11 protein-coding genes are annotated in these 14,884 nt (G+C 51.7%); 3 read left to right on the plus strand and 8 right to left on the minus strand.

Features of this window, described 5'->3' with window-relative positions:
• Positions 1-26: 26 nt before the first annotated feature.
• From FUA23_RS15065 to FUA23_RS15095, 7 genes are all read right to left on the minus strand, one after another.
• Positions 27-1,202: a metallophosphoesterase gene (locus FUA23_RS15065; protein WP_147931585.1), complete on the minus strand. Its 1,176-nt coding sequence runs from the start codon at positions 1,200-1,202 to the stop codon at positions 27-29.
• 88 nt (positions 1,203-1,290) lie between these two features.
• Positions 1,291-2,865 (minus strand): sensor histidine kinase, encoded by a 1,575-nt coding sequence (locus FUA23_RS15070; protein WP_187271077.1) that lies wholly within the window; start codon positions 2,863-2,865, stop codon positions 1,291-1,293.
• A 142-nt stretch (positions 2,866-3,007) separates the two neighbouring features.
• Positions 3,008-3,811 (minus strand): hypothetical protein, encoded by an 804-nt coding sequence (locus FUA23_RS15075; protein WP_147931587.1) that lies wholly within the window; start codon positions 3,809-3,811, stop codon positions 3,008-3,010.
• Between the two features lie 96 nt (positions 3,812-3,907).
• A complete protein-coding gene (gene odhB / locus FUA23_RS15080) occupies positions 3,908-5,161 on the minus strand; it encodes a 2-oxoglutarate dehydrogenase complex dihydrolipoyllysine-residue succinyltransferase (protein WP_147931588.1) in 1,254 nt (417 codons plus the stop codon).
• A 1,676-nt stretch (positions 5,162-6,837) separates the two neighbouring features.
• A complete protein-coding gene (locus FUA23_RS15085) occupies positions 6,838-7,590 on the minus strand; it encodes a hypothetical protein (protein ID WP_147931589.1) in 753 nt (250 codons plus the stop codon).
• A 95-nt stretch (positions 7,591-7,685) separates the two neighbouring features.
• Entirely contained in the window at positions 7,686-8,063 is a 378-nt protein-coding gene (locus FUA23_RS15090) for an SET domain-containing protein-lysine N-methyltransferase (RefSeq protein ID WP_147931590.1), read from the minus strand.
• 53 nt (positions 8,064-8,116) lie between these two features.
• Complete coding sequence (locus FUA23_RS15095; RefSeq protein WP_147931591.1) at positions 8,117-8,602, minus strand: regulatory protein RecX; 486 nt, start codon at positions 8,600-8,602, stop codon at positions 8,117-8,119.
• 96 nt (positions 8,603-8,698) lie between these two features.
• Between FUA23_RS15095 and FUA23_RS15100 the strand changes: the two genes are divergently transcribed.
• Positions 8,699-9,523: a mechanosensitive ion channel family protein gene (locus tag FUA23_RS15100; RefSeq protein ID WP_147931592.1), complete on the plus strand. Its 825-nt coding sequence runs from the start codon at positions 8,699-8,701 to the stop codon at positions 9,521-9,523.
• Between the two features lie 232 nt (positions 9,524-9,755).
• Positions 9,756-10,574: a mechanosensitive ion channel family protein gene (locus tag FUA23_RS15105; RefSeq protein ID WP_147931593.1), complete on the plus strand. Its 819-nt coding sequence runs from the start codon at positions 9,756-9,758 to the stop codon at positions 10,572-10,574.
• A 59-nt stretch (positions 10,575-10,633) separates the two neighbouring features.
• On the opposite strand, the gene FUA23_RS15110 is transcribed toward FUA23_RS15105, so the two are convergent.
• The gene (locus FUA23_RS15110) at positions 10,634-11,347 is read right to left on the minus strand and encodes a pseudouridine synthase (protein WP_246144247.1); all 714 of its coding nucleotides are present in this window, start codon (positions 11,345-11,347) and stop codon (positions 10,634-10,636) included.
• A 319-nt stretch (positions 11,348-11,666) separates the two neighbouring features.
• Between FUA23_RS15110 and FUA23_RS15115 the strand changes: the two genes are divergently transcribed.
• Complete coding sequence (locus FUA23_RS15115) at positions 11,667-14,870, plus strand: DUF7619 domain-containing protein (protein ID WP_147931595.1); 3,204 nt, start codon at positions 11,667-11,669, stop codon at positions 14,868-14,870.
• Positions 14,871-14,884: the final 14 nt, after the last annotated feature.

The raw sequence follows: 14,884 nt of genomic DNA on the forward strand, positions 1-14,884 counted from the left end.
CGAAAATATTTGCTGGCTTAAAACTACTACTTTAAGGCTTTTCGGCTGCCATCTTCCCGCAAACGATAATAGTCGGCTCCTTCAATCAACAGGCCTTCTGATGCGCCGTGGGGCCAGTTCATCTCGTGATCGGAAGGGTGTTTTACGTCGATGGCTATCACTTTTCCTTCGAAGTGCGTTTTTACCCGATGCTGCAGGGTGTGCCCGACGATCACATCTTTGGCCCCAAACTTATCCAGCGCAGCGGTCACTTGCTCCTGCTCGAGATTTTCTTTGAAATAGCCCCGGTACCAGCAGGGGCCGGTGCGTCCGGAATGCAATAACTCATGTTCGTCGCCCTCCGCGCGGGGAAAATAGGCGCGGCGGTATCCGGAGCGAATGATGGTGTTAACCTCTCCGATGCTGAGTTCAGACTCGGCAAAGTCGGGGTGTATCCCTCCGTGAACGAAGAGGTGGCCGTTGATCCGCTCCAGCGCATTTTTGCTTTCCAGCCACCGGCCGATGTAGGAGTCTGGCCCGGTCAGGTCGTGCTGTTGCCGGTTGAGGAAGGAAGCGATGTAGGTGTATTTTTCCGACGCTGATCCCGTGTTACCGTGCATGGCCTTGAGCTCGTGGTTGCCGATGATGAAGTGAACCTGCCCACCGTGCTGCCGGGCTGCTTGCTCGAGGTAGTGAATGAACCAGAGGACTTGGGTAACGTAAGCTCCACGGTCCACAAAATCGCCGGGGAGTACAAGATGACCGTTGCCGAAAGTCCACTTCAGGTTTGTATCGATAACGCTGTGGTGGATCAGGAAATCGCGGAAGGCGCGGTAGTTGCCCTCGATGTCCGAAATGGCGAGGATGGAACTACCGTCGTTGTAAACCGCCGGAGGGGTAGTGAATTGTGCCGCAAGCGAAACCTCAAACTGGCTGGAATCGGGGTTGTAAAAGGTGCTGGCAATTGGCGCACCGATGAGACTGTGGGTTTCGGTTTTCAGCTCAAAACCATCGTCTCTGTTTCCCTGAACGTGGTGTATGCTTACGGTAGAGTCGGTTTCGTAGAATACGTATGGGCCATCGTTGTGCCAGTCCATGAAATACTGCTGGGTGCCATAGTTTGCGGTAGCGCCCTGAGACAAACCGAACAGGATGAGGCAGGGCAGGATGACCGCCAGGGTAAGGAAGATGTGCTTCAGGTAGCGGAGTATTCGGGCTTTCATTTGTTGGAGGTTTCGGGGTTCAGGAAGTCTGTTACTTCGTAAAGAAGTAATGCGTTTTAACGGTTTGTCTGAGGAGGGGTACTGAGGGCTAGAGGAGTTGCTCGTCGAGGTTAGGGACGAGTTCTTCCAGGCGGAGTTCTTCGTGCGGCGGAAGGCCATCGCCCCGGAGGTTTAACCGGACAGCGTATTCATCTGGCCGGGTATCGGTGCTGATGTCGTACCCGTCGGGGTAAAGCAAATCGAGGCGGCGGTGCAGGTTCTCGAGCCCAATGCCACCGGAGCGTACTTTTTGCGAAGCTTCGGGCTCTACGGAGTTGCGGCAGTAGAAGGAAATATCTCCGTTGATCTCCGTCAGTTTGAGTTCCAGAAAGCACTCGCCCACGGCCGGTTCGATGCCGTGCTTGAAGGCGTTTTCGACGAGGATGATGAACAGCAACGGCGGGATTTTGAGGTCGGGGTTTTCCATATCGACGGCAAACTCGATATCCGCGTCCTGATAGAGGCGGATACGCTGCAGGTCGAGGTAGTCTTTCAGGTACTTGACTTCCTCGCGGAGCTCAACGCGCTCCTCTTTGGCGCGGTAGATGACATAGCGCATCAACTCGGAAAGCTGCAGAACAGTATCGGGCGTCTCCGGTGCCTGCTTGAGGCTGAGGGAGTAGAGGTTGTTGAGGGTATTGAAGAAGAAGTGGGGGTTGACCTGCTGCTTGAGCAGGCTGAGTTCAGTGTCGGTCTTTTCCTTTTCGAGCAGGGTGATGGTGCGCGTTTTGCGCACCCACTCGAGCAAAAGAACCACCGGAATGGAGAAGATGAGGAAGCCGGCAGCCATGGCGAAGTTCTCGGGTGCGATGATCCCACCCTCAAAACCTGAAGTATGAATGCCCCAACTACGGACCAACGGAAATAAACGGGCGTAGGCCGCATGCACGGGCGCAAAGGCCAGGGTGGCCGTAACGCCACCGACGATGTAGTACAGCAGGCCGCGCTGCTGAAACAACTTACGGTAGAGGAATTTATGGTGGATCTGAAACAGGGCCAGGTAAGGCAGGTAAACCAGCAAGACCTGAAGGACCGCGACGAAGAAAATCCCGACGGCCACAAATTCATTCACGTACCTGATGGATCGGTCATAATGCTCAGTTTCCGCCACGGAAATCATCGCCGCCAGCACCGAAAATATCCCGATGATGACGGTGGGACTGAGGTAACGACCGATACGCTTGCGGAGGTTGGGGAGCCATGAGTTTTCAATAACACCGTGCAGGACCGTTGCGGTGCCAAGCAGAGAAGTACCGATGGCCAGGGCACCGATTATCGCATCGTTAGCAGATCCGATGAACTCGGGTATTCCTTCCATGAAAATCTCGGCCAGGAGCGCTAGAAACCAGGGGTAAATTCCGAAAATGAAGATCCATAAACCCCGAAAACTCCACTTACTCATTTGCGATTTGAGGCGGGCACGCAGCTGAACGAACCAGAAAGTGGGCAGGAAAATAACAGAATAGCTTATCATCCTGGCCAGAAAATTCGGCAAAGACGCAGGCTCCGACTCTAAGGTCAGGATCAGGCAAATAGCCGTAAACACCGTCGCAAAAATCCAGAGGTCGCTTTTTAGAAAAAAGCTTTCGACCCGGTCGTATGTTTTCTTGATTGGTGGCAGCATGCTCATCCTTTTCCGTAAAGTAGTATTCTTTGAACTTGCTACAAAACAACGCCAAGACTTAGGTCGGTCCAAAAAAGACTGATGTACGGACGCAGGGACGTGATGAACGACCAGAGACTTGATCCACCAGAACCGGGCAGTATCAGAATGTTACTAGCAACGAGGTATCCCGCAACACCTGAACGGTGTCCCGGTAGACCATCGTGTCGATCTCAGGGCTTGTCCCTGCTGTATTTTGCCAGCGGCGCAGGTATACTGTACGCTCTAATGGCCTGTTTTGAGGGGCACAGGCTCCTGTTTCGAAGGACGTACCGGTGAACAAACTCCCGGAAGAGATATGGTAATATGGCTCGGGGTACGAAAGATCCCGCAGGCTGAAGATACTCTGTACTGTACTGTCGGGGCCGGGAGGGTTCGTAAGCTCAACCCTCAGAGACAGCGAGGCAGCCTCAGTAATAACGGATGTTTCGTTGTAAGAAACCGGCGGTTCCGCAGCTGTAAAGTCGAGAAGGTGTGCCTGGTAGTAGATGTCGTCCTTTGCCGGGTCAATGACAACGTAATCGCACTGGGAGGGAAGAGGAGCCGACGGGGGGTGAAGTTTGAAGTAGTTGAAGCGGTAATACTCCTGTTTTTCATCAGCGATTTCCTGAACCGTAAGCCCCTGATTGTTTGCCTGGTTGGAATAAAACCCGATCTCCAGTCGGTAGGCACCTTCATCATCAAGGGTGTCGGTTACGGTTTCGTACTGGAAGCCGAAGCCGGAGTGAGCGGTCAGGATCCAACCGCTGAGCGGTTCGCCGGTCTCTTCATGGAATACTTTGCCTTCCAGAATAAGGTCAATGGAGCCTTCTGCTGGCATCATGTCGTCATCGGTCGCGGCAGGGTCACAGGCGGTGAGGAAAAGAATGCTGAGCAGGAAAATGAAATAGCGCATGGTGTTTTTCATGAGTTGATGTTGTGAGTTGAAGGCATGCATAAAAAAAACGTCCCGCTCAGAACATAATGTCTTGAGCGGGACGTAAGTGCCGGAGCTAAACCTGGCTTAGAGGCCAAGCAGCAACAGGGTAGGATCTTCGAGCAACTTGATGACCTTTACGAGGAAGGTAACCGAGCTGGAACCATCGATCACGCGGTGATCGTAGCTGAGGGCGAGGTACATCATGGGGCGGATTTCCACCTGTCCGTTGACCGCTACCGGCCGCTGGATGATGTTGTGCATACCCAGGATCGCGCTCTGCGGCTGGTTGATAATCGGCGTGGAAAGCATCGAGCCAAATACACCACCGTTGGTGATGGTAAAGGTTCCTCCGCTCATTTCGTCCATCGACAGTTTATTGTCACGGGCACGAACGGCGAGGTCTTTCAGGTTCTTCTCGATGTCGGCGAAGCCGAGGCTTTCGATGTTGTTGATGGGCGGTACAACGAGGCCGGTTGGCGTGCTTACGGCGAAGCTGATGTCGACGTAATCGTGGTAGATGAGGCTTTTGCCATCTTCACCGATGTGGGCGTTCACATCGGGCATCTCCATCAGTACCTGGGCGCAGGCTTTGGCGAAGATGGACATGAAGCCGAGTTTCACGCCGTACTTGGCTACGAATTGCTCCTGTACGCGTTTGCGCAGGGCCATTACTTCGGTCAGGTCTACCTCGTTGAAGGTAGTGAGCATGGCCGTTTCGTTTTTGGCGCTTACCAGTCGGCTGGCGATGGTACGGCGCATCCGGCTCATTTTTTCTACCCGTTGCTCGCGGCTGAATGCGGTAGCGGGTTTGGGCGCGGGCGCAGGTGCTGGGGCCGCTTTTTGAGGAGCAGGGGCCGGAGCGGGGCTGGTTGCTGCCTTCTGGGCGTCGTCTTTGGTGATTCGTCCGTCGCGGCCGGTTCCGTTTACTGAAGCGGCATCTACGCCTGCTTCGCGGAGGATCTTACCAGCGGCGGGGCTGGGCGTACCGGTGGCGTAGTTATCTGTTTTGGCTGCCGGCGCCGCTTCTGCGGCGGGAGCGGGGGTGCTCTCCTGAGGAGCGGCTTCGGCGGGTGCCGAATCTCCTTCACCTTCAGGAGCTGCACTGGTATCGATTTTAGCCACCAGAGCTCCGATCTCCAGATCGTCGCCTTCGGCAGCTACATGGATGATGCGTCCGGCAGCTTCTGCCGGAAACTCCAATGTAGCCTTATCAGATTCAAATTCACAGATCGCTTCATCGCGCTCAACGTATTCACCGTCGGCTTTTAGCCATTCGGATAAGGTAACTTCGGTCACCGATTCTCCGATGACAGGAACTTTCATTTCGACAATGCTCATGATCTGTGTGGTTTTTTATAGCAACAGGTTGACGGGTAAACGCCTCTTTGCACGGGAGGTTTAGTAAAGTGTGCTGAGGTACTGTTGTTAGGGCAAATGTCGCTAAAAAATACAATACGACTTTCAACTCTTGCTTACAATTTGTCTTCAGCTTACACGAAAGTGGAAGATGTACTGGCAATTTTCACGTTCCCGTGCTCAGCCAACCCTTATTGCACCTGCGCCGCGCCCGTAGTATTGCTTCTGTGCTATTAAAAAGGGCTTTCCCCGTATTGGAGAAAGCCCGGCTTTATAGTGGTATAATCTTATGGTTTTACCCGTATCGAAATATCAGTTTTACCTGAGCGGAAAATACTGGATTGCTTCGTACGATTTTGCTGTAAGGGTAGGAGTCGAACCTACAAGGAGCGGTTAGCCAAAAAAACGCTGCTCTAAAAGAGCATGCCCTTGCGGAGCATCGGTTTTGTGGTTTATCCCTGGCTCTCCACCCGCGAGACAAGCGGGCATGGCTGCCAATTTCATCACCTTACAATTTTAGAAATCAGTGTTCCGGCGTTCCGGATTCTGATTTCTTTTTCGCTGTAGAGGCAGGAGTCGAACCTGCAAGGGGCGGTTAGTCTTGAACCCTTGCTCCGAAGAGACGCGCTCCTGCGGAGCAATAGGTTTCATGATTTGTTCCGGATTCCCCACCCGCGAGACAAGCGGGCATGGCTGCCAATTTCATCACTCTACATTTTGAAGGCCAGGCGTCCTGAGGACGGAAATTCCGGCTATCGGGTTTTCAAAATTCCGGTTTCCAGCGTTCTGGTTTTCGGGACTCTGATTTCGCTGTAGAGGCAGGAGTCGAACCTGCAAGGGGCGGTTAGTCGTGAACCTTTGCTCCGAAGAGACGCGCTCCTGCGGAGCAATAGGTTTCATGATTTATTCCGGATTCCCCACCCGCGAGACAAGCGGGCATGGCTGCCAATTTCATCACTCTACAATATGCTGGTCGCAGGTTTTGAGCCTGCAACCAGGCTTTTGCTGTAAGGGTAGGAGTCGAACCTACAAGGAGCGGTTAGCCAAAAAAACGCTGCTCTAAAAGAGCATGCCCTTGCGGAGCATCGGTTTCATGGTTTGTTCCTGGCTCTCCACCCGCGAGACAAGCGGGCATGGCTGCCAATTTCATCACCTTACAATTTAAGAAGTCAGTGTTCCGGCGTTCCGGATTCTGATTTCTTTTTCGCTGTAGAGGCAGGAGTCGAACCTGCAAGGGGCGGTTAGTCGTGAACCCTTGCTCCGAAGAGACGCGCTCCTGCGGAGCAATAGGTTTCATGATTTGTTCCGGATTCCCCACCCGCGAGACAAGCGGGCATGGCTGCCAATTTCATCACTCTACAATTTAAGAAGCTGGTTTGTCGCTTCCTGGATTAAAACAACACCGTTGTGTCGTTCTTGCATTGGCAAAGATGCAATGATTTGATCTTAATGTACAAGTATTTTCAATAAAATTAGTTAATATTTATCATTTGTTCAACTATTTGATTATTTGCGCGTGTTATTTCAAATTTTAGATCGTTTGGTGGGGTGAAACTTGAAGATTTGCGAAAGCAGGGCAGCAAAAAAGCCCGAACCACCCGTGGGGAGGGTAGTTCGGGCTATTATTGAGGCCGGCAATGGCGAAAAAGTCGTGTTACCTATTCAGGTTTTGCCGGGCCGTAGAATTCGTATATGGGATTGCTACTGGAAAGGCTGTAGTCCTGTAGCCCTTCTTCCGGTGTTTTGGTGAGAATACACTGGCCGGCGGCGTTGACGATGCCGATGTATTGTTGGGTGTCGGCTGTCTTCTCGTTTTCTGAAACGATGGCTTCCACCATCTCTACGATCTGGGGGCGTTCGCTGCGTTCGAGGTTGCTCAGTTCCGGGATTTGAACCAGTGTGAGCGATTTGTCTCCCCGTACTTTACTGATGAAAGAAAAATCCTGGGGCTTCATTTCGTCTGATACCACAGCGGTCATCACTTGATCGAGCTGGTAAGAGACAGCGTCGATGCTTTCGTCCGTTTCGGTTACCATTACGCGCATGTCTGCATTGAGCAGCTCCTCACGAGGGTCAATGGTCCTGGTTTTATCGATGATGGTACTAATAAGGATAAAGCCGGCAATGATGAAAACGCCGGACCACATCCACTTGGGCGATTTTACCCGGCTGCCCAGTTCCCGTCCGATCATGTGCATTTTATCGGAGAACTCACCGCTGTCGTAAGTACGCTTGCAGCGGGTGCATTCTGCAACCGGAGTTTTTCCGATGGGAAAAAAAGGAATCCACATGATGTGTGCATAGCGACCGAAGATGGACATGTTTTGGTTCTCGACCTGCTCGCAGTAGGGGCAGGGAATATCTTTGACCTGGAAGTTGCCAAGAAATTTTGCGCGGGTACCGTAGACCATAATAGAAGTGTGGTTTTGAGTGTAATTTAAAAGGTGTTATTTTAGTTATTTTTCACTTTTATGGTGTAAATGTACGATGTGAATTACTAAAACGCTCATTTTTCTTCGAACCAGAGTGTCATGTCGGGGGCTCCGGTGCGGTAATTGGTGGTGATTTCTGTTCCGGAAGGAATGTCCTGCAGCGCGAAGAACCTGATTTGTTTGAAGTCATAGTCGAGCTCAAACTCTGCATTCGCTGCATCTGAGTGGTTGTAGAGGGAACCGTAACCGAGTGCAATCGCTGCGCGATTGCCGTCCCACTGGAAATAGTAGTCGTGAAGGTGGGTTTCGTGGATCGTCTTACGGTCTTCGGCCGAGAGCAAAATCACCGGAGCAAGTTCGATGGTCGTTCCGGCGGGGATCTCGGCGCCGGTGAAGACGCCCCGATCACCGAGTTCGCTGGAGGAGATGTAGAGGAAAGGTAGGGATGACATATCAGAAGGTGGTTTTTGGAGTTCATTTCGCCAATTACCAACCAACTAACGAATCAGAGTTCGAGCGTATTGATCAATTCCCAGGTCAGGTGCGATTCAAACCCTCGCTGAAACATGTAGTCAGCGAGTTTACGCCGGCGAAGGTAAGGATGAAGACCTTTGCGTTCCAGACGGTCGCGGCGCAGGAGCTCGCGTTCCATGACGGCCATATATTCCTCGTCTTCAATTTCCGTCAGGCCTTTCTTTATGCAGTAAGCAGATACATCCCGCTGTTTAAGTTCACGGGTGATTTTTTGTCGCCCCCAGCGCTTCATCTTAAAACGTCCGCGGGCAAAGGAGCGGGCAAACCGTTCTTCATTAAGGTAGTTCTCCCGGATGAGTTCGCAGATTACCTCTTCGGCAAGATCTCCGAAGAACTGAAGCTCCCGCAACTTTTGCCGCACCTCTTTATGGCACCGGTCCTGATAGGCGCAGTAATCCTGCAAAGCATCCAGTGCCTGCTCGTAGGTGTAAACAACCTTTTTTTCTTTTGAGAACAATTTGTAGGTATTGTTTGCGCAAACATACAAAACATAAATCGAACACCGGCTGGTGCGCTCCGTTTCTTCGGAAACCGATAGTTAAAGGACAAACCTATGAATATTCAATTTTCCGAGTACTGGGATAAGTACGAACCTATCTTTCTGGAGATAGGTGTTAAGGTAGTCGCCGGAGTTTTTATCCTGATTGTAGGTTTCTGGCTGGTCAATTGGTTGGCGCGGCAGGCGAGTGGCCTCATGGCAAAACGCCATGTGGACCAAAGCGTCGCGGGTTTTCTAACCAGTTTTGTGAAAATTGGACTAAAAATCTTGCTGATTCTATCGGTTGCTGGAATGCTCGGCGTTCAAACGACCTCCTTTATCGCAATCCTTTCAGCATTGTCTTTAGCGGTCGGCCTGGCGCTTCAGGGAAATCTGGGGCATTTTGCGAGTGGTATTTTGTTACTGACGTTCCGGCCCTTCAGGGTCGGTGACTTCGTTACTGCCGATGGGTACTCCGGTACAGTTAAGGAAATTCAGGTGTTCAATACTATCCTGACCACCCTGGACAACAGGCTCGTAATCCTGCCCAACGGTAATGTAATGGGCAACGCCATAGAAAACATGACCGCGCAGGGAACCCGTAAACTCGACCTCACCTTTGGCATTGGTTACGGAGACGACATCGATAAAGCCCGGGCAACGATCCGTGAGATCATCGAAGCGGCTCCTATGGTAGAGCAAGCGCTGCCTATCGAAATTTACGTCAGGAAGCTAAACGACAGTAGCGTAGACTTTGCTGTTCGCTTCTGGACCAAGAACGAAAATTTCTGGCCAGCCAACTGGCATGTTACCGAACAAGTGAAAAAAGAATTCGATAAAGCAGGAATCGGTATTCCATTCCCGCAAATGGATGTTCATCTTCACAAGGAAGCCAGCTGAACAGGCAAGCCATTTTATTAGATTGATGTATCGCCTCTGATAAAGGAAGCGGGCTGAAAAGAACAACTTTTCTCCTGCCGGAAGACAAATATTTTATTTTTTTAACTTTTTACCGTGTCTTTTTAACAACTCTTCCGTCACAGAACCGAACGACTGAAATACGGGGCTTCTACCCGTGTTTTTTCGGTCTCATACACTTTTATCACAAAATCACCCACATCAATTACTAAAGATGGACACTACTTTTATTACCGATGAGCGCATGGACCTCATCATGTCTTACGCCGTTAAAGCAGCCGGTGCACTGGTTGTTATCATCATTGGCTTCTGGATCGCCAATAAGCTTGCGAAGATCGTAGGCAATCGCATGAAAAAGAACAACGTCGACGAGACAGTGACTCCGTTCATCCAGTCCTTAATTGGTACTGGCCTGAAAATTATGGTGATCCTTGCCGCCGCAGGTATGGTAGGCATCGAAACCGCCAGCTTCGTAGCCATTTTTGCTGCACTCTCTTTCGCTATCGGCTTTGCAATGCAGGGAACCCTCAGCCACTTCGCGGCTGGTGTTATGCTGCTCTTCTTTCGCCCTTACCGTGTCGGAGATCTCGTTACCATCGGTGGCGGTCAGACCGGTACTGTGAAAGAACTCGGTATTTTCAACACTATCCTTGCGACCCTCGATAACAAGCGCGTAATCGTACCGAACGGCACTGTTTCGAGCAACATCATCACCAACATCAGCGGCCAGGGCGTAATCGGTGTTGAACTGACTTACGGCATCGGCTACAACGACAGCATCGATGCTGCCCGCGAAGCTATCCTTGCCGTAGGCAAAGAGTGCCCATGGATTCTGGAAGACCCGGCACAGGGTGTTGTAGTAGCTTCTCACGGAGACAGCTCTGTCAACCTCGCTACCCGTCCGTTCTGTAAGAGCGAGCACTACTGGGATACTTTCTTTTACATGCAGGAAAACGTTAAGAAGGAATTCGACAAGCGTGGCATCAGCATTCCTTTCCCACAAACAGATGTTCACCTGCATAAGGTAGCATAATCATCCGAAAATCTGAAATCGGGAGTACTGAAGCAACTGCTTCGGTGCTCCCGTTTTTTTTAGCTGAAGTGCCGGATCATTCGTACTTCCTCTTCGCTGAGGTAACGGTAGAATCCGCGGGGAAGGTCCTTTTTGGTCAGTCCGGCCAGGTATACCCGGTCGAGCTTCTCAACGGTGTAACCGAGGTGCTCGAAGGCACGACGGACAATACGATTCCGACCGATATGAATCTGGAGGGCGACCGTTAGCGGATCGCCCTCTTTTGCGTAGCGGACCCAGTCTACCGACATCGGCCCGTCCTCGAGTTCGTAACCGATTTCCATCTTGGCCATGTCCATTTTGCTGAAGGGCCTGTCCAGGGTGGCATGATAGATTTTACTGACTTCATGACTCGGGTGGGTGAGGCGCTTAGCGGTGTCGCCATCGTTGGTAATCAACAGCAGGCCGGTGGTCATGCGGTCTAGCCTGCCGACGGGGAAAAGGCGAAAGTTTTTCAGGGCGGGTTCGTCCAGCAGATCCATTACGGTGGTCCGGTCGTGCTCATCGGAGGTGGTCGTGATTACGTTTTTAGGCTTGTTCAGGAGAACGTAGACAAACTGTTCGTCGGGGCTTACAACTTTGCCTTTGTAGCTGATTTCGTCGCCTTCCTTTACCTGATAAGCAGGGTTGGTTTCTGTTTCTCCGTTTACCTTGATCTTACCTTCTTTTACCATATCTCCGCACTGCCGTCTGCTGGCAACCCCCGAATGAGCGAGGTATTTGTTGAGACGCATTCCGACAATGGAATCGGCCGACCTTTGCAGGCCGGGAGGAGTGGCCGAGTTACGGGCTTGAGATCGTTGGAATCGGCGGGGAGCTTTCATAATCAGGGAGTCAAAGAGTCAATTAGTCGGGCAAGGTACTGCTTCACTGCCTGACCTGTTGTCTGTTTTGTTTTATTTGGGCGCGATCGCAGGTGCAATGAAGGCTGTTCCGCAACCAAGGACTCGAAAGTAAAATTTACTTGTAATCAAATTGATCATATATTTTAAATAATATCCAATTTGGTTGTATTGTTGTAGGTGTTGTAACTTGCAGAACAACCCGTACATCATGAGAACTTTTACCCTGTTTATTCTTCTGCAAATTTGCCTGTCTCCGGTCCTTTCGGCTCAGTGGGAAGCCATAGACAATCCGGCGGGCGTCACGGCCCGCAATATTGTCGACCTCGGCGAACGGCTCCTGATCGCAACACCGGACGGGCTTTATCAGAGCACCGACAGTGGCGAAAACTGGACGCGTGTTTTTACTGGTGCGTTGGAAAGGGGGTTGGTCAGCGACTTAATCGCCGATGGCGAAAACGCCATCGTTCGCGTCGAAAACGTCGAAACCGGAGAATACCAAATTCTCACTACCAACAACGGCGGTGCTGCCTGGCGCCACGTCACTTTGTCGCCTTCCATCAATAGTCTCTATCGGGGGATGATCTACAACGGAGAAACCATCTTGTACCGAAGCAGTCAGCAGACCTATGTGTCTTACGATGGCGGAGTAAACTGGACGTCTTTGCTCAATAATTTTCCGGCCATCCCTGGTGTTTTTTACTCAAAGGACGGAACCCTTTATGTTACCACCACAAACGGAAAACTCTTCCGGTCCGACGATCCGCAAAACGAGGGTTGGGAAGAATCTCCCTTCCCTCTGGCGTCCTCCTCTTCCTCGGTAGATTTAATGGTGAGCGGAGATACACTACTCACCGCAGTATTTAACGGCCCCGTTTATTACAGCCACGATGGCGGCCAGAGCTGGGCCGAAGCAACCGGTGTCACGGAGTTCGATCCTAACTACGAAGGGTTCTGGCAATCCGGAGACACTTTCTACACGACCAACGATGGCGATTTGTATCATTCCCTTGACGGAGGAATTACCTGGGCGGCAACGACCGGGAACCGTGATTACCTAAGCGATGTGCAGCCGGTTGAAAACGGCTTGATGCTCATTCGTAGCTCAAAAGTATACCTGTCTGAAGATGAAGGCCTGACCCTGACGGAAAAAATTACTGGTTTTGATGGTAGCACAATTTATAACTGGCAGGCACAGGGCAACGGTATCACCTACTTCGATGAAGACGGACATCTGTTTCACGCTACGCTGAATGATCGCATTTTCTCCACTGATTCCAGTCTGGAGTTTCAACTTACAAGAATGGACGAAATGCTGGCTGCGCCCGACGATTACGTCTACTACGTTGGCGAGTATTTTTCTACTTCCCAAACCAGTAACGTCGTTCGGATATCTCCTTCCGGCGAACAAACAGAAATTTACACGGCTAACAATCAGCCATGGCTTGCCAGCGATCACCTCGAATACGCCGATGAGAAACTGTTCTATTTCGGAAATGCCGGGATGAGGGCTTTCTCTGCGGACCACGGTGAAACCTGGAACCAACCTACCGATCTTAATACCCGGGGGTACAGCGATTATGCCAGGTTCGGCAATGCTGTGTTTACTATCACCGGTAACCTGATCGAACGGAAACTGGACGGAGAGGACGAATGGGTAGACGTAAGTTCGGAATCTCCGATGGCGGGCATCGACCTCGGCACGAGGTCCAACGCATGCCGCCTCATCAGTACCAACGAAGCCCTGTTCGCGCTTCTGTCGCCCGGAGAACAGGAATCCTACCGGATTTTTGTCAGTAACGACGGTGGAGACACCTGGCAGGAAACTGCTACCAGCCTTCCCGAAATCATATACCCCGTCAACAACGCACCTCCCGGAGTAAAGGAAATCGTTTCCATTGGTGGCTATCACATCATGGCTGCCCGTGATGTTGGCGTAGCCGTTTCTGCAGATCAGGGACTCTCCTGGACCATCTACAACGATGGCTTGCCAACCGACCGCGTCGAAGAACTCCAGATTGTCAACGGCGTGGTGGTGATTTCAACTTACCGAAACGGCTTCTGGCAACTCAATCCCGCAAACATCCAGCTTCGGGGAGTTGCCGGAATGGTCTATTTCGACGAAAACCGCAACGGCGCAGCCGATGCGGACGAACCCGGAATCCCCAACGTGAAGATGCTGCTGGAAAACGGTGAAGACCTTGCTTTTACCGACAATACGGGGAACTATAAAATGCTCTTCCGCAACGACGGTGCCTTCGGCCCCGAAATCGATAATCCCTACTTCGTAGTGGAACCGGCAAGCCGAAATACCTCCGACGGCGGACCACAGGACTTTGGCTTGCAACTAACAGAGGACGTCAACGATCTCAAAGTCAGCCTGACTACCGACAACGTTCACCGCCCCGGCTTCAGCAACCGCTATTACGTTAGGTACGAAAATCTTGCGGCAGCATCCGGCGAAGTCAGCCTTACGGTTATGTTCGATCCCTTGCTCATTTACGATGGAGCCAGCCTTGCTCCCGATGAAGTTGTAGGTAATACCCTCACCTTCAATCTTGGCGAACTGGCTCCGCTGGCTACCGGGCAAATTGTCCTTGATTTCACCGTCCCCCGCACCGCAGTGCTTGGAACGGTGATAAGCTCCGTGGCCACCATCAGTAGTGCCGAGGATACCGAGTTTGCTCCGGAAGATAATACGTCTGAGCTCACCGATGCACTCGTTGGTTCCTACGATCCCAACGATATTACCGTCGATGAAACTATTCTCGCTCCTTCGATGGCCAGTGCGGGGCAGGTGCTGAATTACCGGATTCGTTTTCAGAATACCGGTACCTATCCGGCAGAGACGGTGGTTGTCCGCAACGACATCGATCCCGGATTGCTGCTGGGCAGCATCAAAGATATCGCAACGAGCCACTCCTACGAGATCGAGGTAGAAAACGACCGGACGCTGGCGTTCGTCTTCAACAATATCATGTTGGCCGATAGCTCCCGCGATGAAGCCGCCAGCCATGGCTACATCACGTATTCCATTCTCGTTGACGAGGATGTCGCCGTTGGCGACAGCATCCTGAATCAGGCTGCTATCTACTTCGATTACAACGACCCCATCATCACCAATGAGGTCGCCACGGTGATCGAAATCCCGATCGCTACCCGGGATCCGGCGGTGCAGTTGGCTGGCCTGTTGTATCCCAACCCGATCCGTAGGGGCGAATCATTGTCCTTCAGAATAGACAGTCCGGCGGGAACACTTACGGTCTGCGATCAGTTGGGCCGGCGGGTGAAGCATCTATCTGTTTTTCATCCGAACACCCAGCAGCTGACTACACGCGACTGGGAGCCGGGTGTCTACTTCATCAATTTTGCGAGTTCCGCCGGTAGGGCAGGGATGAAAGTGATTGTGAAATAAAGAAAGTTGTCCAT

Origin of the sequence: Neolewinella aurantiaca (assembly GCF_008014675.1) — a bacterium.
Taxonomy (GTDB): domain Bacteria; phylum Bacteroidota; class Bacteroidia; order Chitinophagales; family Saprospiraceae; genus Neolewinella; species Neolewinella aurantiaca.

Excerpts from the sequence above, each read along its gene's own strand:
- FUA23_RS15065 (WP_147931585.1), bottom strand. The coding sequence starts at position 1,202 with ATGAAAGCCCGAATACTCCGCTACCTGAAGCACATCTTCCTTACCCTG.
- FUA23_RS15070 (WP_187271077.1), bottom strand. The coding sequence starts at position 2,865 with ATGCTGCCACCAATCAAGAAAACATACGACCGGGTCGAAAGCTTTTTT.
- FUA23_RS15075 (WP_147931587.1), bottom strand. The coding sequence starts at position 3,811 with ATGAAAAACACCATGCGCTATTTCATTTTCCTGCTCAGCATTCTTTTC.
- odhB (WP_147931588.1), bottom strand. The coding sequence starts at position 5,161 with ATGAGCATTGTCGAAATGAAAGTTCCTGTCATCGGAGAATCGGTGACC.
- FUA23_RS15085 (WP_147931589.1), bottom strand. The coding sequence starts at position 7,590 with ATGGTCTACGGTACCCGCGCAAAATTTCTTGGCAACTTCCAGGTCAAA.
- FUA23_RS15090 (WP_147931590.1), bottom strand. The coding sequence starts at position 8,063 with ATGTCATCCCTACCTTTCCTCTACATCTCCTCCAGCGAACTCGGTGAT.
- FUA23_RS15100 (WP_147931592.1), top strand. The coding sequence starts at position 8,699 with ATGAATATTCAATTTTCCGAGTACTGGGATAAGTACGAACCTATCTTT.
- FUA23_RS15105 (WP_147931593.1), top strand. The coding sequence starts at position 9,756 with ATGGACACTACTTTTATTACCGATGAGCGCATGGACCTCATCATGTCT.
- FUA23_RS15110 (WP_246144247.1), bottom strand. The coding sequence starts at position 11,347 with ATGCGTCTCAACAAATACCTCGCTCATTCGGGGGTTGCCAGCAGACGG.
- FUA23_RS15115 (WP_147931595.1), top strand. The coding sequence starts at position 11,667 with ATGAGAACTTTTACCCTGTTTATTCTTCTGCAAATTTGCCTGTCTCCG.